We start from the raw sequence: 21,505 nt of genomic DNA, 5'->3' as shown, positions 1-21,505 counted from the left end.
CTAATCTACTTCTCTATTGGAAAAATGTATCGATCCAATGATAGTGAAAAATAAGCCCATGCCAAGGCTAATCCAAACCCATTCCCACTGGTAATTAGGGGAATTAACTATACTAGAAAAATCAGTAATGATATTTTCATTTGAAAATGTTACTTGGTATGGCAGGACCCACGGAAGATATTGTGTAACCCCCGGCAGCTGAATCAAAAATAGCCCCAAGGCTATTCCTACTCCTCCCATCATCATCGGTATCGCCTGATTATTTAATACCATGGACATCCATAGCTGCAGCCCAATAAGAGCAAAAGAAGTCAGATATGGAAACATTGTAAAATAAAAGATTCTAGAGGCATTAAATGTAGCGCTCCCTCCAAATAAAAATCCAGAAAGGCACATAGCACCCATTAAAAATAACCCCGAAAATAGGACACCAAAGCATATCCACATGTAGCGCGTCCAATAGTATTGAGTCTTGGATATTGGCATAGAAAAGATAAGTTTCCACGACCTTGCCTGGTGCTCTAAATTAGCAATATACGAGCATAAAATTGTAACGGAAAGGTGGATAATAAAATAGTTGCCGTAAAATGTAATCATCCATATGGTACCCCAAATGTTATAACTCCTACCTTCCGAGACCTCCTGCTGTATATCACCAGCATTCAGCAAAAGTAGCAGAGTTACCCCTCCTACTAATACAGCAGGGAAAAATAGGACAAGTCCCCAAAACCATGAACGTTTTATTTTAACTAAATCGGACGAGAATATCGGTCCCATTATAAGCTCTGTCCTTTCCCTGTAAGATCTAAGAAGATATCTTCAAGTGACTTTTTCATACCTTCCAGGCGGGAGACTGTAAATCCAGCCTCTACTAGTATCTTGTTGGCTTCCCCGGCTATAGATGGTGAAGATTCTTGAATATACACAGTCCCTTCTTCCTCTTCAAAATTTGCCTCAATGCCTTTATGGTTAAGAGAACTAGCTGCTTCCAAAGGCTTATCGACTTTTATTTTAATTTTAGGTTCACTTTCTTTCCTTAGAATCTCAATAGAATCTTGAAAAAGCATCTTCCCGTTTTGAATAATCCCCACCTGAGTTGCCATCAACTCTATTTCACTAAGTAAATGGCTTGAAACCAAAACGGTCATTCCAAACTTTGCAGGCATTTCTTTAATAAGTTCACGTATTTCATGAATACCAGCAGGGTCAAGACCATTGGTTGGTTCATCTAGAATTAAAAGCTGTGGGCGATTTAACAAAGCGGTTGCAATACCCAACCTTTGTTTCATTCCTAGGGAATAATTTTTAACCTTTTTATCCTTGGCACCTTCTAGCTGAACAATTTTGAGTACCTCCTTTACTCTATCTGTATTATCTATTCGCAGCAGTCGCCTGGCAGCTTCTAAATTTTCATATCCGCTGAGATGACCGTAGTAGGTCGGTGTTTCAACAAGAGATCCAATTTTCCCTAAAATTGACAAGCGATCCTTCTTTAAATCCTGATCAAATATCTTCACATCACCTTTAGTGGGGCGAATAAGACCAAGCAACATACGAATAGTCGTAGTTTTCCCTGCACCGTTCGGACCTAAAAATCCGTAAATCTCACCTTGACTGACTTTCATGTTTAAAGAATCTACAACTATATTTTTTTTGTAGGTCTTTGTGAGATTATTTGTATTGATAATTAGTGAGTTCATTTTGTATCTCCCTTCACTATTTAATTAAGGAATAATTACCGTCTAAGGAGTCACTAGTGCCCCACCTAAAGAGGCAAGACAAGCTGTAATATCCTGTATGGCTTTTTCAATCCGTTGAATAGAATTTATATCAATTGAAAGCTGGTCTTTTTGCTCATTTATACAGTTCATTATTTCTGCTCTTTCTTTTGAGTTAAAATAATCTTTTAATAATCCTGTCTCTTTCAGCAAATATAAAAGAACAACTGTCTGTTCATCAGGAACTTTATTATAGATGAGCTGAGAATGAATCATTTTAACAACTTGTTCTCGCGATTGATTAATCTCGGTGATTTTTCGTAGAGGTAGAAAAGGAACTTTTAAACCTAAGGTGATTGCCCCTTTTTTTTGCAGTTCTTGAAGAATAGAATTGTGTATCTTTCCTCGTAACCGGGTTTTGAAATGGAAATACTTAATCCAAGCTTTTAATTTTCTCGTTCTAAATGATTTGACAAGAATAAGGATAACTTGGTCCAAATAATCATCTCCAGTTGTATCAGCATCAACAACTATAACTTTTCCCTTTGTATCCAACTCTATTTTCCTTTTTATAAGTAGGTCAATAAATATAGATCCAACACTATATGTTTCTGTGTATGAACGATATTTCAAACGGAGATGATTCGCCCCTAATAGAACCATTTCTTCTGGCAAAGAAAGCCGATGTTCCATAAATTCACCCCTCTATATTAAATAATGTTTAGATAGCTAAAGCCATACATGGAGCCGATAGTGAAGATAGTTGTCCAAACAGCTAAGCTAACAGTCATCCAACTTACCACTTGTGTCCGAGAGGAACCAAATGTTAAAGCTAAAACAGCGGCAATATCAGTACCGACAAAAATTGGCGCAAGAAGTGCTAGACCTGGAATACCGTATCGATCCCAAATTTTTCTGGATCTTGTTTCTTGTTTGGAGGGAGCCGTAATTCCTTTTGCTTTTCTCCTTTTTTCTCTCCATACGTAAAATTGCTTAAAGAAAAATCCTAGCAGTAAAACTAAAAACAAGTTACCTGTAAAAGCAACTATTGCAACTCCAAGCGGCGGAAGTCCCCATGCCACACCGATAGGAACTACAATAGATACATCCATCCAAGGAGCGAAAGCAACAATGAAAATTACAATGAATTGCCAGACAGTCGTTTGGTCTTGTGCCCATTCAAGCATTACATCACCTCCTTTTTAATCCTTATTTAAATTACGAATCGTCAACAAATAGCTGCTTTTCATCCTAGGGGTTATACAGGAAAGAAATAAAAAAAAGTAACTAGCAGAATAAATAAAAATATTGGAATAATAAGAGACCTTATTCAAGGAAAAAAACTTCTTCTACTGTGACTTGAAAAGCCTTGGCGATTTTTAAGGCTAACGTTATGGAAGGTGCATAATCACCTTTCTCAATTAATCCAATCTTTTGTCTTGTGGTCCCAATTTTTTTAGCCAAATCTTGCTGAGACCATCTGTGGCGTGCACGCATTTCTCTGACTTTATTAATTAGCATCCCACTAGTCCTTTCCATAATTTAACTACGCTTATAATAAATTAAGCGATTAATAATGTCAATAATCCTTTGCATTTTGTAAAAAATAATTGCCTAAATGTATTTAGGAAATTATTTTTATGAAGTGATCTTTGAAAACGGGCCCCCCACATCAAAACACTTAACCCATTCGTTCCCTATATTCCTTTAGGAACAGGTGGTTTAATTTTTATTGACTTCGCACACAATTGTTATTGCAGAAACATAATGCCGTCCTAATTATGAAAGGGATCATTTATGTTTAATTCATGCAATTATTTATAACAAAATGCAAATAATTATTTGCATTTCATAACACATCCATTACAATTAAGGTATTGAATCGATATAAGAAAGGGAAGTTTGAATGCTTGAAAATAGAGTTCGAGAATTACGCGCCCGTTTTAGGTGGACTCAGAAAGACTTAGCTGATGCAATTGGAGTAACGAGACAAACAATTGGATTAATTGAAAAAGGGGACTATTCCCCGTCAGTTACGATGGCATTAAAAATAGCCCAATCGTTTAATGTTTCTGTAGAAGATGTATTTTATTTAAAAGGGGAGGATTAATTCTTTATGTTGAATCATATTTTACGTTCACCATTTTTTCCTATGAGCTTATTAGTATTTATTACTGCATTTTTGTTACTGTCTCTAATGAATACACAGGTATTTCTGGCTAAATTATGTTTTGGAATTTTAATATTTTTTACGTTTGGATGGTCCTTATTTATAAACCTTTATAACCGAAGAAATCCTAAAAATAAGATTAAATCAATGAGCATAGTTCCACCGGAATTTCGCGAAATGGATGAAGGGCAACAGTGGGTAACATTTAAGGCTTGCCGTAATGTGTACATATACTACACCTTTGCTATTCCAGTTACTGTACTAATCTGTTTTATCTTTTCTCAAAATAATCTTGTTCCATTATTAAGCATTGGTGTATTAGGTATAGGGCAATACATTGTTTATTGGTTAACTACTGTTTACGTATTAAAGTCTGTCTGAACAATACAAAAGTTCGAGAAAGAAATAAACAGTTGTAGCTTTTAAAAAGTCGTACCGTTTATCAAAAAGATGTACCTATTCGATTAAAGAATTATAAAAAACATCTAGATATGGTATAGAGGAAACCATTTTGATTAAAGATTTTTCAAAATGGTTTCTTCTTATTTATCGTAAAATACGGGTTTGCGAGATGTTTTGGATCAAACTTTATTTCGCAGCGATAAGAGCTGTGTTACGATAAGCAAATTTCTAACAAGGATTATGTAAATGAAAAGTTCCTATCGAAAATTTGAATAGCTTTTCATATGATTCTAGATACATTGATGCTGACAAGTGGTACTTTAATAAGACAGTTATTAATTAACTTGATAAAAAAATAGCCGATCCCTTAACGTACAGGGAATCGGTTATTTTGTGTCCAAATTGTGTCTAAACGTACAATTTTCCCGAAATGATATGGTGACCCCATGCCCATCAACTTAAGAATTTTCACTACCCCCAAGTGACAAAAAACGTTATTCTTTCTAAAAAGCTAGCTAGAAAGGGTGACATTTTTTATGAATCTTTCGATTCAAGATGAATTACAACTATTTTCTGAAGAACTGTATCGTCATTTAACCCCTTCTCTTTTGGAAGAACTCGCAAAAGAATTGGGTTTTGTAAAAAGAAAACGAAAGTTTTCTGGAAATGAATTAGCTACCATATGTATTTGGGTAAGTCAACGTACAGCGAGTGACTCGCTTGTTCGACTATGCAGTCAATTACATGCGGCCACAGGCACTCTTATGAGTCCAGAAGGACTCAATAAACGCTTTGATAAAAAAGCGGTTGAATTTTTGAAATATATTTTTTCGGCATTATGGAAAAGTAAAATCTGTGAAACATCGGCCATTTCAAGCGCGGCGCTCACGTATTTTCAACGAATTCGTATTTTAGATGCGACGATTTTCCAAGTACCAAAACATTTAGCCCATGTATATCCTGGATCAGGTGGTTGTGCACAAACAGCGGGTATCAAGATTCAATTAGAATATGACTTACATAGCGGACAGTTTCTAAACTTTCAGATAGGTCCAGGAAAAAATAATGATAAGACCTTTGGAACAGAATGCTTAGACACATTACGTCCAAGCGATTTATGTATCCGTGATTTAGGTTATTTTTCATTAGAAGACTTAGATCAAATGGATCAACGAGGTGCTTATTATATATCCAGATTAAAATTAAACCATACCGTGTATGTAAAAAATCCGTTTCCAGAATACTTTCGAAACGGAACCGTAAAAAAGCAATCACAGTATATCCAAGTTGATTTAGAACATATTATGAACAATTTAAAACCCGGTCAAACATACGAAATAAAAGAAGCTTACATTGGAAAGAATCAAAAACTATTCACACGTGTAATTATCTATCGTTTAACAGACAAACAGATACAGGAACGTAGAAAAAAACAAAGTTACACTGAAAGTAAAAAGGGTATTACATTTTCAGAAAAGAGTAAACGATTAACGGGTATCAACATATATGTCTCAAATACGCCTGAAGGAGTTGTTCCGATGGAACAAATACATGACTTTTACTCCCTTCGCTGGCAAATAGAAATTATTTTTAAAACGTGGAAATCCTTATTTCAAATTCATCATTGGCAAACTATCAAAAAAGAGCGATTAGAATGTCATGTGTATGGAAGACTTATTGCCATCTTTATCTGTTCTTCTACGATGTTTAAGATGCGTAAACTTCTTTTGCAAAAGAACAAAAGAGAATTAAGTGAATATAAAGCCATTGGGATGATTCAAGATCATGTATCGCTGTTATATCAAGCGATACAGAGAAACACCCAAAATCTAACAAAGATTTTAATCCGTTTGTTCGACCTCCTACAGAAGAATGGACGGAAATCTCATCGATATGAGAAGAAAACTATCTTTGATATTATGGGTGTTGTCTATGAGTATAATGGGTTTGGAAAACAAAAGAAAGCTGCATAATTTTTAAAATGAAACTCGTTAGAGTTTATTTGGTGTGTGTACTTTTCAATACCAAAAGTACATTACGTGTTTTTTAGTTTGTTTGAACGAAAGTTCATTTTGTTTTCGTTCTTAAGTTGATGGGCATGTATGGTGACCCCTATTAAACAATTTTAAAGAACCTTACCACAATAAAATGTAGTAAGGCTCTTTCTTTTTTATATCAAATAACAGCTCTTAACACATTTATAATCGTATCAATACCAAATAGTCTCAGCATAATTATAAGCATCACTATTCGGAATGGCATGTTTCCCCTGCGCTTGTGCCTTTCTTGGATCTAAATCATATACCATTGGCGTATAGCATGATGTTTGCCCTTTATTTACAACACCATTTCCTCCAGCACTTCCACAAGTATATGCCTTTCCATCTGTTTTTCTTACAATTCTTGCATCAGCTTCATTATTATATACTGCTGGGCGGGTTACAGTAACTTTTGCCCATGCTGTCTTACACGTTGTGCTAAATTTTAATTCCACATAAGAATTGGAATCAATCCACTTCTTTTCTTTCGTTACTGCTGATTGGTCACAGCTATTGTAGTAAGGGCTTTTTCCATCATATGAATGGTCTTCTGCAAATGCTTTATCATTATTCGTCGTACTAAACATACTAGTTACAACGAGCAATGCCAGACAAAGACATGCGCTTACCTTTTTAAAAAGCTTCATAGAATTCCACTCCTTTATTAATAGCGTGCAGTTTTCCCGTAGCCATTATTAATCGTCACCGCTTCAGCATCAGCTGTATAACCAAAATCAGCAGTTAAATCAAATACCATTCCTGTATAGGTGCTCGTTTGCCCCGTTTTAATTGCTCCATTACCACTATTAGAATCTACTGATTTTTGAAATACACCATTTTTATATTTATTAATAACAGCGTAAGCATATACTCCTCCAGAAACAGAAGGTGCTGGTTGATCTAAAACAAGCTTAGACCATGCCGCATGACATTTATTACTGTAACGTAAATACACTGTTCCTACTTTTTTACTACCTTCATACACCGCTGTAGACTTTGCATTAAATCCATCTGCATCACATGTTGTACTGCCTCCGTATACTTTCGTTGTTGCTGGATTTTTCCCGTCATAATAACTACTCAGATCGGTAGCTGCAAATGTACTTCCTTGAAAACTAAATAATACCCCTACACTCGCTACACTTAACACACATACTTTCATTAACTTTTTAAACATTGTAAATCTCCTCCCTCAAAATAAGTACGTATATCTATCCCCTATGTACGCCCCTCCTTTCGTGCTGCCTAGAGGCATCTTACAGAAACGAATAAACGTTGTAAATTCCCTTACGATTATTGGAATATACGAAGAAATTTACTTATCCTTTTAAGAAAAAAGTTGAGAAATACACATTTGAAAACATCCTTTATTTAAAACATAAAGAACCGATACTTGTTCCATGCAAGCATCAGTTCTTTTATACAAAATTGCCATTTTTTCTTTTATATAAAATAAATATTTCTCCACTTAGTCTGTTGTAAAAAACTCCCTCGTTACATCAATAAATTGCTGCAGTGGCACTGTCATCCATTTGTCTTTATGCCAAGCAATTTGTGTGAAAATTGGATTGATAGTATTGTCTAGGTGTAACTCTTTTATCGTTCCCTCTCGTATATCTTTTTCTACTACTATCGCTGGCAAAACTGCTACACCTAAATCTGCAATCACACATTGTTTAATTGCCTCTACACTAACGAACTCAATCTTATTTACTGGATACACATCTTGGATGCGGAATAACTCTTCAAATAAAATTCGATATGAACACCCTAGTTCTGTTAATAAAAGTGTTTCCTTCTCTAAATCTTTTATAGAAACGGAAGTTTGCTGGAGTAAATGATGCCCTGGAGCAGCTACTACTTTTAATTCTTCTTTCATAAGCGGCTCCACATGTAAAACATCTTCTGTTTTACATTCGTCCAAAATAAATGCAAGATCGACTTTTCCCTCCATCAATTGTTCCTTCGCATCTTTATTGGAATGCGCTGGTTTAAATATAAGTTTTATTTGAGGAAATTGCGCTTTAAACCTCTTTAATATAGAAGGAAGTCTATATGTACATTGGCTTTCTTGCGCACCGATTATTAACGTACCTGCTATTTCCTCATCATCTTTCACAGCCACCTTCGCTTCGTTACTAAGTGCAATCATCTTGTCGGCATATAGTTGAAACTTTCTGCCCGCTTCAGTTAAGAAAAGGCGTTTTCCTAATCTTTCAAATAACGGCGTACCTAGCTCAGCTTCTAACGTTTTAATTTGCGCTGTCACGCTCGATTGAGCAAAGTTTAATTTCTTCGCAGTTTGTGTAAAGTTCAAAGTATCTGCCGCTACTTTAAATGTAATTAATTGTTTTATCTCCATTTATCATCCCTCTTTTCAATCGATATTCCCGATTGATTTCATCGAAATAATCCTCTTTGTCTATTGATATTTATATTGTATGATAAAGAGCATCGACAAACAATATAATGGAGGTATTCCATATGAAAGCACTTTGTTTCGAACAGTTTGGAAATCCGGATGTACTACAATATAAAGAACTAAATGATCCAATCATAAATCCAAATGAAATTCTTGTCCGCACGAAAGCAATCGGTTTAAATTTCGCCGATATTTATAGACGCCGCGGTGATTATCATCTCGCTGGCAACCCACCTTATATATTAGGTTATGAAGGCGCTGGTATTGTTGAAAAAGTAGGAGCTGACGTTACGAATATTAATCCTGGAGACCGCATTGCATTTGCTGACGTTCCATTTGCAAATGCAGAATTAGTTGCCGTTCCATCAAAAAAAGCAATCCCGCTTCCAGATTCTATTTCTTTTGAAACAGCCGCTTCTGTCTTATTACAAGGTCTAACGGCACATTATTTAACGAAAGATAGCTATGAAATAAAACAAGGTGATATAGCTTTAGTCCATGCCGCAGCTGGTGGTGTTGGACAACTTCTTATTCAAATCATTAAACTACTAGGCGGAAAGGTAATCGGCCTCACGTCAGCAAAAGAAAAAGCACAAATAGCTACATTAGCTGGTGCTGACCACGTATTTTTATATACGGAAGCATGGCCTGCGAAAGTACTTGAAATAACAAACGGCACTGGAGTAAATGTTGTATATGAATCAGTAGGTTCTACATTAGAGGAAAGTTTTAGCGCTACTAAAACTGGTGGCACTGTCGTATTTTACGGAATGGCCGGTGGTAATCCTGCGCCAGTTGATCCGCGTATGCTTATGGATACTTCAAAAACTTTAACTGGCGGAGACCTTTGGAATGTGCTTACTACTTTTGAAGAACGAAAAAAACGCTCTACTCAATTATTTGATTGGATCGCAAGTGGAAAATTAAACATTGCGAGCCCTACTACATTCTCTTTACAAGACGGTGCCCGTGCACATGAATTATTAGAGAGCAGAAAAAGTACAGGGAAGATTTTATTAATCCCATAATCGTTCCAGTAAAAAAAGGAAGCTAGATTTTAAACTGTACCCTATAGAATAGACACTTAAAAAAAGTCTATTCTATAGGGTATTTCTTGTATAATGAGAGAAAAATGAGAATCGGAGAAATTTCAAAATGACGAAAAAATTGCTTACAGAAAAGGAAATTCAAATATTATCAAAAAATCGATACGTAAAATCGGTAAGCCAAAAAGGAATTACCTATACCGATGAATTCAAGCGTATTTTTATTAAGGAAAATGAACAGGGTAAACCACCTCGTATTATTTTTGAAGAATGTGGTTTTGATATAGATATCATCGGTCTACAACGTATTGTGTCATCAGGAAATAGATGGCGTACGTCCTATAAGCAAAACGGTGTATGGGGCTTAAGAGACACACGTAAGGAAAACTCAGGAAGAAAGTCAGAAAGAGAACTTACATTAGAGGAGAAATATGCACGTTTGGAAGCGGAACGAAACTTATTAAAAGCTGAAAATGAACTGTTAAAAAAGATCAAATTTATGGAAGGGAGGATGGGAAAGAAATAACGTTACACGCTAGTCAAAAGTACCTATTAATTCGTTCTATCATTGAAAAATACCGCCTGAAAAATATGGTGAGATATTTGTGTCAGGTCGCAGGCGTTTCACGTTCTGGATACTATAATTATTTTTTAGCCATTTCTCAAAGTCGGCGAGAGAAAAGAATACATCAAGATGAAATAGGGAAAGAGATTATATTAAAGGCATTTCGATTTAAAAACCGAAAAAAGGGGGCTCGTCAGATCAAAATGACATTGGCGGGTCAATTTCAAGTTGTCTACAATTTGAAACGCATCCGTAGAATCATGAAAAAATATGGGATAATCTGTCCTATTCGTAGAGAAAATCCCTATAAAAAAATGTTGAAAGCGACGAAAGAACACTTCGTGGTACCCAATCGATTAAAACGCGAATTTAGGCAAGGTGTACCGGGAAAGGTACTTCTTACAGATATCACATACCTGTTTTATGGTAAGAATCAAAAAGGATATTTATCTACTATTCTAGACGGGTCTACGAATGAAGTTTTGGCGTATCATGTTTCAGAACGACTTACCTTAGATATCGCAACGACGACGCTGCACAAACTAAAGAAGAATAAGAAGGTACGATTAACGCAAGATGCCTATATTCATTCTGATCAAGGTGCTCATTACACAAGTCCTACCTATCAAAAATTAGTCAAAAAATTAAAGCTGGGACAATCTATGTCAAGGCGAGGAAACTGTTGGGATAATGCCCCACAAGAATCTTTTTTCGGGCACTTTAAAGATGAAGCACACATCAAAACTTGTACATCTTTCACACAGTTAAAACAAGAAATTAAAGACTATATGAAATACTATAATCAGCACAGATATCAGTGGAATTTAAAGAAGATGACTCCTGTCGAATACAGAAACCATCTTCTTGATGCCGCCTAACTTTTTTTAAAATGTCCTTTACAAAGGGTACAGATTATTTCTCTATCTTCCTTTTCTTATTTTTATCCCGCTTTAATGGGCAGTAAGACCCCCACTGATTAAAGTTTCACTTTATATTTCCACACTTTCTGTCCCTTTTGCAACATAACTCATATCTCCAACCGACTCGACTGTGTATGTTCCATCTTGATATACAATCTTCGTTACACTAGCATTTTCCACTCCAAGTTTTGTTTTACTACTGTCTAACATTTCTATTAAGGTAGTAATCAACAACCCATGAACAACAACTAAAACGTTACCGCCACCATCTTTAGCAGCTTCTTCACTAATTTTATCTATCTCTGCTTTTATACGAGTAGAAAATAATTCCCAATCTTCCGCCTGTTTCGTAGGGTCTGCTGCTCTAATAAGATTAATTACTTCTTGAATAGAAAACTTCATAAGTTCTTCTGGTGATGCAACGCCCGCAGCTTTTCCAACCACATCCCACATATTTTCAAGCTTTTCACCTTCAAAAATACCGAAATTTAATTCTCGTAAATTTTTCCTTTGCTCAAGTTTCAATTTTGATTGCTCACTATATTTTAATACTAAATTAGCAGTTTCAATCGCTCGGCCGCTATCACTACTATACGCATTCATAAAATGAACATCTTTTAATCCCATTCCTAAATTCGTGGCAACTTCCACACCTTTTTCTACTAACGGAGAGTCTGCCCAACCTTGCGCGCGATGGTTCGTATTTAATATTGTTTTACCATGTCTTGTAACATATAACGTAACTACATTCTCATTGCTATTTGTTTCTCGCTTCTTCATTCAATTCTCTCCCTTTACATTTCTATATCAATTTTATCATCTTAATTATTCATTGAGCAAAATATACGTAAGTGCATTTGTTTAATAAAAAAGCTATCTTTCTGTATATCCCTACAAAAAGATAGCATCTTTTATGATTACATTTTTTTAAACAATACTCCTACTCAGCAAATGCACTCGAATATTGCACAACTCCTTCTATACCTTGCAGAGCGTTCTCACTTAGCTCAACCGCCATAAACGCTTCATCTGGCACTTCAAATGGTGCTTTTATATTCCACTCACTTGCTTTCTTAAAACCAAATTTCGGATAGTACTCTGAATGTCCTAATACTACAACTGATCCGTATCCAAGTTCTTTCGCTTTTTCTAACGCAGCTACTATAAGCTTTCCACCAATTCCTTTTTTCTGATAGCCCCTGGCAACTGATACTGGTGCAAGCGCTAATGAATCTACAGAAGCTCCATCTTGTTCTATCGTAATTTTAGATAACATAATATGCCCGACTATTTCTTCGTCTACCGCAACGATAGATAATTCAGGAATAAACGCGTCACATTCTCTAATACGCTTTACAAGTTCATGTTCCTTTTTATCACTAAATTCTTCATTCAAAAATGCTTGTTGTACAACTTCTTCCGTTTTTCTATAATCAGTTTGTTGTTCTTGTCTAATCGTTACCATTTTAATTTATCCTCTATTCTTCCTTATTTCTTTTTGGATTTTACGAAGCGCTTTTTTCGATCCACGCTCAATGTCGTGCTGCATTTTTCTTTCTTTATAATCGACAAATAGTGTATTTAAATCGTATCCCTCTGGGTATAATTCTTTTGCCGCTACTTCTAAATTAATGCGTTTTACATTTACTTCAACAAATTCGCCGTTATAATATACAACAACATTATAGAAATTATCTATTTCCTTATAGATAATACCAAAATCATCATAATCTAATAAATTTACACGATCACCGATTTTGTACTCGTAGTGATTTTCTCTTTTTTCTTGCACGAATTTCGGTTTTCTAATTTTACTTTCATTCACTTTTTCTAATGCATATTCTTTATTTCCCATGTACTCTTTCGCTCTTTTCAGTACATGTTCTCTTACGTTCATTTTATTTGCAATCCAAAGCGCATTACTTTCACCTGATTTACCGATCACTAATTTATAAAGCGGTTCTAGTGTCTCACTATTAAATTGCATTGCTGCGTTCATGAAATCATCATGCATTTCTGAGAAGCGTTTAATTTCACCGTAATGCGTACTCGCAACTGTAATACATCCAGCAAGATAAAACTCCTCTAAAATAGAAATTGCAAGTGCTGCTCCTTCATTCGGTTCAGTCCCGCTTCCTATTTCATCAAATAGTAGCAACGTATTATTATTTGACATCCTCATAATCTCAGATAAATTTTTCATATGTGATGAAAATGTACTTAATGCATTTTCGATACTTTGATTATCACCAATATCTACAAATACATTTTCAAAAATAGCAATTTCTGTTTCTTTATCCCCTGCAATATGAAGACCTGACATTGTCGCTAATGTTAACAATCCAATCGTTTTTAACACAATTGTCTTCCCGCCCGCATTCGGCCCTGTAATAATTAAACTACGATAGTTTTGACCGATTTCAAAGTTTAATGGTACTACTTTTCCACTTAAAAGCGGATGCTTACAATTTACTAAATGAACGTAGCCATGATCATTTAACTTCGGCTCTATTCCATCAATCGATTTACTAAACTTCGCTTTCGCAAACACCATATCATACTGACTAATCAATTCCATATTAATTTTTATATGATAAATATTTTCTACTACCATTCCTGATAAAGTCGCTAAAATTTGATATTCTTCCATCGCTTCTTCTGCTTTCAAACTTGCGAGTTCCACATTTAACTTTGTAACCGTATGCGGTTCTATAAATACAGTAGAACCTTTAGCGGAGGCTTCAACTATACTTCCCGCAACTTGATTTTTATAAGAAGATTTAATCGGAATCGTGTACCTATCGTCCTTTTTACTAATAAAGAATTCTTGAATATACTTCTTATTTGCACTACTATTTAAAAACTTCGTTAAACGTTCTTTTATTTTCCCATCTACCGAATCAATGTTATTTCGAATTCGTTTTAACTCTTTACTAGCGGCAGAATCAATACTATTACCTTTTATTGAAAAATTAATTTCCTCTTCAATACTTTTAAATTCAGTCATTGAATTTGCATAAGAAGCTAATACTGGCGCAAAAAATTCTTTATCTAACATAAACTTTTTAATCTTTCTACATCCACGTAAAAAGTCTGAAACACTTACTAATTCTTCTGGATCTAAAATCATCCCTTTTTCTAATTTTTGAATTGTACTAGCAATATTTGAAATACCGAAAAAAGGCACATGCCCTTCTGCATCTAATATAGCTCGTGCTTCCGTCGTTTCATTCAATCGATTCCTTACTACTTTTATACTTGCACTCGGCTCTAATTTATTTATTAATTCTTTTCCTAATCCACTTACACAATAAGATTTCACTATATCCTTTAATTCGTTATATTGTAACTTTTCAAAAGTCATCGTATTCATTTTGTTTCTCCTCACTATGATTGATTTCTATCATAAATGAAGATACCTACTCATTAGATTCCAATAAGCTCTACATGATTCAATTACCATTTTTAAACATTAAAAATATACACAAAAAAGCTGCGGGGATACCGCAGCTTTTACATTTACAAGGCATGAGTAATAACATATGGGGAAATAAACCATAAAAAACGGATGGCAATCCCCTTATTACACGCTTTATAAAGTATTGTAGGTATCTTCATAGGTATCGAAATAAATCCATGACAAAATTAGGGGTATGGTATACATAAAAATCCCCTGTTCTTATCCGATTTATTTCATTCAATTTTTCCTATTTAGTACCTACCGCACTCACAAAAAGCACCTCTCATTATTTTATATTATGGTCATTGAAATCTAATTTACTGAAATCATCATACTATATGTATAGCAAGAAGTAAAGGTGTCATACTTTAGTCGTACGCACATATGCAGATGTTTCCTCTTGCAATATTAGATACAATATATATAAATCGTTTAACGGAGGGATTTCCATGACAGACTTTCAAAAACAATTTTTCGCACGATTACATATAGAAAAAAAAGACAAAGTTTCATTTGAAGATTTACCTAACATTATGTACGCAATGGCACAAACTGTCCCTTTTGAAAACTTAAATATTCTCGAAAACAACTTTACGCAAATATCTAAAGACAATCTGAAAGAAAAAATTTTAGTAAACAACCGTGGCGGTCTTTGTTATGAACTCAATCCTACTATGTATTACTTCCTTAAAGACGCTGGATTTGATGTTCATCTCGTTTCAGGAACAGTGTATAACGCTGCAAACTCCATATGGGCTGTTGATTCTGGCCATATCGCAACCGTTTTAACATATCATAATGAACTTTACTTAATTGAAGTAGGATTCGGATCATACTTACCTCTTGCACCTGTTCCTTTCTCAGGTGAAGTCATTCACTCCGTTACAGGAGATTATCGTATTCGTAAAAAAATGACTGAAAAAGGAAACTACATGTTAGAGATGCGTAAAAACAATGAGTTTTTGGATCAATCTTCTACTGATGATTGGACGTTAGGGTATGCATTTTATATAGAAGAAGTGGATGAAGAAAAAGCAAATGCAGCACAAAAAATTATCGTTGAACATGAGGACTCACCATTTAACAAAGTACCTCTCATTGTAAAACTAACTGAAGATGGGCATGCATCTTTAACGAAGGATAGTCTCACAATAGCGAAAAACGGTAAAAAAATGAAAGAAAAAATTACAGATGTGCAATATAAAAATCTTTTACATGCAAAATTCGGAATTACATTATAATTTTTTAAGCCTTGCCATTTTAGCAAGGCTTTTCAATTTTCAGCAGGGATTTTTTGCAATTTGTTGTATTTCATAGTTATATAGGAATATAACTACATATTTAGAAAGGAAATGATTATGACAGAACTTAAAGATCGACTACAAGTAGCGGATAAAGAAAAATGGGATTTAACGGATATTTACGATACCATTGAAGATTGGGAAAGCGATTTTCATAAAATTGAAATATTAACGAAAGAATTACACGAGTTTAATGGAAATATTCACGATGGCAATAGTTTATTAGCCTATTTAACAAAGAGTGAAGAAATTTCTAGCATAATAACTTTAATGTTCGCTTATGCACGATTACAATCTGATCTTGATACACGCGATACTGACGCTCAATCTCTTGTCGATAAAGTAACACAATTACAAGTGAAAGTAAGTGCGGCTAAATCTTTCTTTTCCCCATTCTTACTTAGCATAGATGAAAACACATTACAATCTTACATAGAAGAAGCAGAGGGCTTACAATATTATAAAGAAGACTTATTTGAATTATATCGTTATAAAAAACACGTATTGAATAAAGACCAAGAAGAGATTTTATCACAAATGGGCGAAGCGCTCTCCTCTCCGCAACATACATATGGCATGTTAAATAATGCAGATATACTATTTGGTGAAGTGACTACTAATGATGGAGAAAAAGTTACTTTAACAAGAGGAATGTATGCAAAGTTAATAGAAGATGAGAACCGTGAAAAACGTAAAGAAGCCTATAAAGCTTATTACAAACCATACGTTCAATTAAAGAATTCTATCGCTTCTACTTTATCTGCAGCTATTAAAAATAATGTTACTGTTTCTAAGCTAAGAAACTATCCATCAGCTTTAGAAAAATCATTATTTGGCGATATGGTTCCGAAAGAAGTATATGAAAACCTAATTGATACAACGAAAAAAAACATTCATTCTTTACATACTTATAATAAACTTCGAAAAGAAAAATTAAATGTAGATGAACTACGCCAGTACGATTTAAGTGTTGATTTAGTATCTGGTGTAAAACAGGACATTCCATACGATAGAGCGTTTGACATCATGATTGAATCACTAGCCCCTTTAGGTGAAGAATATATTGAAACATTAAAGAGCTTTAAAGATAAACGTTATATTGATGTGAGAGAAACGCCAGGAAAACGTTCCGGTGCTTATAACTTTGGTGTATACGGCGTTCATCCATTCATTCTTTTAAACCATCACGATGATTTAAATAGCCTTTTCACTCTTACTCATGAATGCGGGCACGGTATGCATACGCACTATTCACACGGATACCAACCAAGAATTTCTGCACACTATACTATTTTCGTCGCAGAAGTCGCTTCTACAGTAAATGAAGTGCTATTAATTCATCATTTATTAAAAGAAGCAAAAGATGCTGATGTACGTAACCATTTAGTAAATCACTTCATCGACAAATTTAAAGGCACTTTCTTTACACAAATCATGTTCGCTGAGTTTGAAAAAATCACACATGAAATGGCACAGCAAGGTAAACCATTAAATGCCCAAACCTTTAGCGAGGTTTACGAAAACTTGTTTAGAGAATATAATGGCGACTCCCTCGTATTTGACGAAGAAGTAAAATACGGATGGGCTAGAATACCGCATTTCTATCGTCCATTTTACGTGTACAAATATGCAACTGGATTCGCTTCTGCAATCCAAATTGCCGATAAGTTATTGAGCGGCGATCCAAATGCTCAAAAACATTATATTGAATTCCTTAAAGGCGGAAGTTCAGACTACCCATTAAACTTATTGAAAAAAGCTGGTGTTGATTTAACTACGCCAGAACCGATTGAAAGTGCATTAAATCGTTTTAGTGAACTTGTTGAAGAGTTTTCAGCATTATAAAAAGCATGCAGAGTATATGCTCTGCATGCTTTTTCATTTGAATCACTTTATCCTCATGCTATTTTCGTAACTAAAAAACAAATTTGTGTCACATACTCTTCTACTAAACAATCACATTCAGACCCCTTTATATAAACTTCATATGGATGACCATCTATTGTATAACCGTTCTTTTCCACCCACTCTTCTAATGCCATATAAGCATAACCTATATAGTCATAACTACCATAATGCAAAGTAGTAACAATTTGATGTTGATGTATCTTTTTTATTTCGCATCCTTGCAATTCATTTTTATCGTCACCATCCATAATCGGAATTCGGAATTCAATATCACTGTGACCCGGCATAAACTCTTCATCATAAAAAACGGTAGAAGGAGAGCCTACTATTTGCAAATTATTTTTTTGTACTTCTTCATATAAGTCATAAAAATAATCATCCATATGATCTATATCTATTTGCAATCTTTGAGCAATTACTGTTATTTCATTTCTCATCCCAATTAATATATCGTAACTTCTATGACGAGCAATATTTAAAGCCGTATTCATATTTACCATCTCATTCATTTCAGAAATAACTTGTAAATTTTGTTTCACCTCATGAGACAACTCGATAATTTGCGCCTGCATATGGTGAATAAATGACTCTTGATCTGATGACTGCAGTATTACTTTAATTTTCGGCAAAGGAAACTTGTACTCCCTCAGCTTTTTAATTTTCAGTGCTATCTCTAGCTGCCCTTGCTCATAAAATCTATATCCATTTACCGGATTTACATATGCCGGTTTCAATATTTCCTCTTTATCATAATGCCTTAGCATCCGTGTACTCATTTTACAAATCCGAGAAAATTCAGTAATTGTATACATATACATACCCCTTGAATACATTTTCTTTTGTAAACTTTATTATTAAAACCAATCTAAAAACTTTCTAATTGAAGAACTTTCATTCTGATTGTTCAATTTTTTCATCTTTGAAGGTAACAAATGACTCGGACAATACCACGTTAAACAATTCATTGCGCCTCCCATGGTCGATATTTCTCCTACATGAATTTGAATAACTTGTTTCTCTGTATGTTGTTGAATATATCGTAAAACTTCTCTATCTTTAGCTAGCCCAAACTTAGGGACGTAAAGAGCATCACATGTTTCCAACATATTTATATATAATCCTTTTGCCGACGCTATTTCTTGATCATATTGCCCTTTCTCTGTATATGAGGAAGGAACAACTATAAATTCAGCTTCTGGCATTTGCTCTTGAATAATCTCTTGAACATGATATCTAAATTCATGATCCCCTAAAAAATCACTAATAAACATCGTATGTTCATCAATAAATTTAACCATTCCGTCTGCGTGTGCCAGTACATCTCCTTCTTCAGCAGGAATAATAATAACCCGGCTTACATCTAAATCCCACTCTAATTGCTCAATAATTTCCTCTTCTGTCCAATCATCATTATCATCAAATATGCGTTCTGTTACTATAATGGTATCTTTTTTATTCCAAATCAGATTACCACCATCTAATATTAACGGGGACTTCACATATTCAAAGTCATTCTTTTTCAACCATTTATTAAACTGTTGATCTAAATATCTCCCTTGATCACCTGGCAAATAATTTGGTCGATATTTAAATTTAACAAGATGATTCGTTACAACTGGTGCTACATCTCTTAGCCAAATATCATCATACTCAAAAAAGCTTGTATAAAAGTCTTGTTCTTCAACAGATAAAGAAATAAATTGATCTGTAGCTCCCTTTTTTTTATTTAAATTTTCATTAAAATAAATAATTTCTTCATAAAACGGTTCATAATATTCATTTGATTCATTTGATTCATCTGATTCATCTGGTATCGCAGTAAAAATAATTCCCTTTTGTTTTTGTTCCATTTTCTTTCCCTCGCTTTTTTATAGTAATTAAGTAGCCCACTCTTCCTCAACATTTCTTGGGTGGATATAGTACGGTGAAATATTATATATACAAAACCTTAGTTAAGCGAAAGATCGACTATTGACAGGATTTTAAAATACAATATTAAGAATTCATATGAAAGTATGAAATTTAATAATAGAATCATAATCCCTATCATTATGAAGCTAGTTAAGATTATCTCTTTCAATACCGTTACTCCCTTTTTGCAAAAAATAAAACATGACAAAATAGGCAAAGATAATATTCCACCTATTTTGTCTATATAGCAGCATAACGAAATTCCAATCTATTACTTCAATGCAATCGGTTGTTGTTGTGTCACACAATGAATCATACCGCCATTTTTATAAAGCTCTCTCACATCAATACCGACTACTTTACGATCTGGATATAATTTCTGAATCGTATCGTTTGCGATTTTATCATTCGGATCATTATAATTAGGCACCAACACTACTGTATTTCCAATATAATAATTGATATATGACCCCTTATAATCGAGAGTTTTTCCATTTTCTAATACAACCTTTTCTTTACTAAGCGGTAAGTATTCATACTTATATTTTTTTCCTAAAGCATTTTTTGCATCTAACAATGTATCCATATCTTTATTAGATAAACCCCATTCGGCTAGGTCATCTTCTTTCATCGTTACAATGGTAGATTTATTATGGAATTTAGCAAACCCATCAATATGAAAATCAGTAATATCTAAATTAGGCACTCCGTCTAACCAAATAAAGTTTGTCACACCCAGGTCACTTATATATTTTTCAATTTCCTTTTCTGATAAATTAGGATTTCTATTTTTGTTCGTTACCGCACTTCGAGTTAATAAAGCAGTCCCATTGCTGTCTAATTCAATTGCGCCGCCTTCAAGGACAAATTCCCCCCAATCAATTCTTTCAATTCCTGCTTGTTTACTTACATTTTCACGTATACGAGCATCATTTTTGTACGGCGTTTTCTTTCCCCACCCATTAAATGCCGGGTCTAATATTTTCAAATTTTTATTATTGTCATAAACAAAGATTGGTCCACTATCTCGTGCCCATACATCATCAGTAGGAGCGATAAAGAAATCAATTTTATCCATATTCAGTCCTTTATCTATTAAAAGTTTATTGATTCGCTCTTTCTCCTCCTCATCGTATGCAACAATGTGGACTTTTTCCCCCTCAGTTAAAGCACTTGCCATCTTAATCCAAATCGGTTCAACTTCCTGCTTATACTCTTCACCATATGTGTATTCATGAGGCCATTGCAGCCATGTACCTTCATGTTTATCTTTTTCATCTGGCATCGTATATTTTCCGACGGTTTTCTGTATCTCTACTTTTTCTCCCTCTTTCCCCTTAGCATTTTCATTGTTCCCCTCAAAAGAGCATCCACTAACAATCGCTGTAGAGAGTGTAGCTATTAAACAAAACTTTATTGCTTTTTTCATTTTTCTAACCTCCTGTTTGTTACTTCAATAATGTAAAGCTTCACATAGTGTGAAGCTCAAGCTTTTTTACCGATGTAAAATTTACCAATTATTTTTCCACATAAATTCATTACGTATAGATGAACTTCACACATCAACTTTCCTATATTTAACATCCATATCATTTAACTTTCTATACAAAGTTATTCTAATATTCCCCTTTCCTCATTACTTC

General features: G+C 34.3%; 21 protein-coding genes. 7 read left to right on the top strand and 14 right to left on the bottom strand.

Going from position 1 to position 21,505, the window contains the following annotated elements; genetic code table 11:
- The 5 genes from LMD38_RS09735 to LMD38_RS09715 form a co-directional block, all read right to left on the bottom strand.
- A complete protein-coding gene (locus LMD38_RS09735; RefSeq protein ID WP_062821226.1) occupies positions 1-777 on the bottom strand; it encodes an ABC transporter permease in 777 nt (258 codons plus the stop codon).
- Entirely contained in the window at positions 777-1,700 is a 924-nt protein-coding gene (locus LMD38_RS09730) for an ABC transporter ATP-binding protein (RefSeq protein ID WP_062821227.1), read from the bottom strand. Before LMD38_RS09730 ends, LMD38_RS09735 begins: the two co-directional genes overlap by 1 nt.
- Positions 1,701-1,742: 42 nt before the next feature.
- On the bottom strand, positions 1,743-2,411 hold the full coding sequence (locus LMD38_RS09725) for a GOLPH3/VPS74 family protein (protein WP_049114110.1): 669 nt from the start codon (positions 2,409-2,411) through the stop codon (positions 1,743-1,745).
- A gap of 17 nt (positions 2,412-2,428) precedes the next feature.
- Complete coding sequence (locus LMD38_RS09720; RefSeq protein ID WP_049114111.1) at positions 2,429-2,905, bottom strand: small multi-drug export protein; 477 nt, start codon at positions 2,903-2,905, stop codon at positions 2,429-2,431.
- Between the two features lie 139 nt (positions 2,906-3,044).
- Complete coding sequence (locus LMD38_RS09715) at positions 3,045-3,239, bottom strand: helix-turn-helix transcriptional regulator (protein ID WP_049113278.1); 195 nt, start codon at positions 3,237-3,239, stop codon at positions 3,045-3,047.
- A 385-nt stretch (positions 3,240-3,624) separates the two neighbouring features.
- Here LMD38_RS09715 and LMD38_RS09710 point away from each other — a divergent pair, with 385 nt between their 5' ends.
- The 3 genes from LMD38_RS09710 (at position 3,625) to LMD38_RS09700 (ending at position 6,263) form a co-directional block, all read left to right on the top strand.
- On the top strand, positions 3,625-3,828 hold the full coding sequence (locus LMD38_RS09710) for a helix-turn-helix transcriptional regulator (RefSeq protein ID WP_049113274.1): 204 nt from the start codon (positions 3,625-3,627) through the stop codon (positions 3,826-3,828).
- Between the two features lie 6 nt (positions 3,829-3,834).
- Positions 3,835-4,269: a hypothetical protein gene (locus tag LMD38_RS28700; RefSeq protein ID WP_049113272.1), complete on the top strand. Its 435-nt coding sequence runs from the start codon at positions 3,835-3,837 to the stop codon at positions 4,267-4,269.
- 557 nt (positions 4,270-4,826) lie between these two features.
- Positions 4,827-6,263, top strand: coding sequence for an IS4 family transposase (locus LMD38_RS09700; protein WP_001053964.1), 1,437 nt, complete (start codon positions 4,827-4,829; stop codon positions 6,261-6,263).
- 236 nt (positions 6,264-6,499) lie between these two features.
- On the opposite strand, the gene LMD38_RS09695 is transcribed toward LMD38_RS09700, so the two are convergent.
- From LMD38_RS09695 to LMD38_RS09685, 3 genes are all read right to left on the bottom strand, one after another.
- A complete protein-coding gene (locus LMD38_RS09695; RefSeq protein ID WP_000765226.1) occupies positions 6,500-6,976 on the bottom strand; it encodes a DUF2690 domain-containing protein in 477 nt (158 codons plus the stop codon).
- A gap of 17 nt (positions 6,977-6,993) precedes the next feature.
- Entirely contained in the window at positions 6,994-7,506 is a 513-nt protein-coding gene (locus LMD38_RS09690; protein WP_062822160.1) for a DUF2690 domain-containing protein, read from the bottom strand.
- A gap of 291 nt (positions 7,507-7,797) precedes the next feature.
- Positions 7,798-8,691, bottom strand: coding sequence for a LysR family transcriptional regulator (locus tag LMD38_RS09685; protein ID WP_000403884.1), 894 nt, complete (start codon positions 8,689-8,691; stop codon positions 7,798-7,800).
- A gap of 122 nt (positions 8,692-8,813) precedes the next feature.
- Here LMD38_RS09685 and LMD38_RS09680 point away from each other — a divergent pair, with 122 nt between their 5' ends.
- Positions 8,814-9,779: a quinone oxidoreductase family protein gene (locus tag LMD38_RS09680; protein WP_062822159.1), complete on the top strand. Its 966-nt coding sequence runs from the start codon at positions 8,814-8,816 to the stop codon at positions 9,777-9,779.
- 127 nt (positions 9,780-9,906) lie between these two features.
- A protein-coding gene (locus tag LMD38_RS09675) for an IS3 family transposase (RefSeq protein WP_228920043.1) occupies positions 9,907-11,240 on the top strand; the annotation gives its coding sequence in 2 pieces (ribosomal slippage) (positions 9,907-10,294 and positions 10,294-11,240; 1,335 coding nt in all).
- 111 nt (positions 11,241-11,351) lie between these two features.
- On the opposite strand, the gene LMD38_RS09670 is transcribed toward LMD38_RS09675, so the two are convergent.
- The 3 genes from LMD38_RS09670 to LMD38_RS09660 form a co-directional block, all read right to left on the bottom strand.
- Complete coding sequence (locus LMD38_RS09670; RefSeq protein WP_000745512.1) at positions 11,352-12,062, bottom strand: histidine phosphatase family protein; 711 nt, start codon at positions 12,060-12,062, stop codon at positions 11,352-11,354.
- Positions 12,063-12,222: 160 nt separating this feature from the next.
- Complete coding sequence (locus LMD38_RS09665; protein ID WP_000256491.1) at positions 12,223-12,747, bottom strand: GNAT family N-acetyltransferase; 525 nt, start codon at positions 12,745-12,747, stop codon at positions 12,223-12,225.
- A 6-nt stretch (positions 12,748-12,753) separates the two neighbouring features.
- Positions 12,754-14,655: an endonuclease MutS2 gene (locus LMD38_RS09660; RefSeq protein ID WP_016718152.1), complete on the bottom strand. Its 1,902-nt coding sequence runs from the start codon at positions 14,653-14,655 to the stop codon at positions 12,754-12,756.
- Between the two features lie 536 nt (positions 14,656-15,191).
- On the opposite strand from LMD38_RS09660, the gene LMD38_RS09655 reads away from it, so the two are divergent.
- Positions 15,192-15,983 carry an arylamine N-acetyltransferase family protein gene (locus LMD38_RS09655; protein WP_062821433.1) on the top strand — a complete coding sequence of 264 codons (792 nt, stop codon included), beginning with the start codon at positions 15,192-15,194 and terminating at the stop codon, positions 15,981-15,983.
- A 117-nt stretch (positions 15,984-16,100) separates the two neighbouring features.
- Complete coding sequence (pepF, locus tag LMD38_RS09650; protein WP_000137552.1) at positions 16,101-17,888, top strand: oligoendopeptidase F; 1,788 nt, start codon at positions 16,101-16,103, stop codon at positions 17,886-17,888.
- A 53-nt stretch (positions 17,889-17,941) separates the two neighbouring features.
- Here pepF and LMD38_RS09645 read toward each other — a convergent pair whose 3' ends face one another.
- The 3 genes from LMD38_RS09645 to LMD38_RS09635 all read right to left on the bottom strand — a co-directional run bounded on the left by LMD38_RS09645 (position 17,942) and on the right by LMD38_RS09635 (position 21,291).
- Positions 17,942-18,763, bottom strand: coding sequence for a MerR family transcriptional regulator (locus LMD38_RS09645; RefSeq protein WP_062821435.1), 822 nt, complete (start codon positions 18,761-18,763; stop codon positions 17,942-17,944).
- Positions 18,764-18,805: 42 nt separating this feature from the next.
- Entirely contained in the window at positions 18,806-19,801 is a 996-nt protein-coding gene (locus tag LMD38_RS09640; RefSeq protein ID WP_228920266.1) for an agmatine deiminase family protein, read from the bottom strand.
- 332 nt (positions 19,802-20,133) lie between these two features.
- A complete protein-coding gene (locus tag LMD38_RS09635; RefSeq protein ID WP_016718157.1) occupies positions 20,134-21,291 on the bottom strand; it encodes an agmatine deiminase family protein in 1,158 nt (385 codons plus the stop codon).
- Positions 21,292-21,505: the final 214 nt, after the last annotated feature.

Origin of the sequence: Bacillus pacificus, from assembly GCF_020861345.1 — a bacterium.
GTDB lineage: Bacteria > Bacillota > Bacilli > Bacillales > Bacillaceae_G > Bacillus_A > Bacillus_A pacificus.
This window is presented reverse-complemented; position numbering and strand designations above follow the sequence as displayed.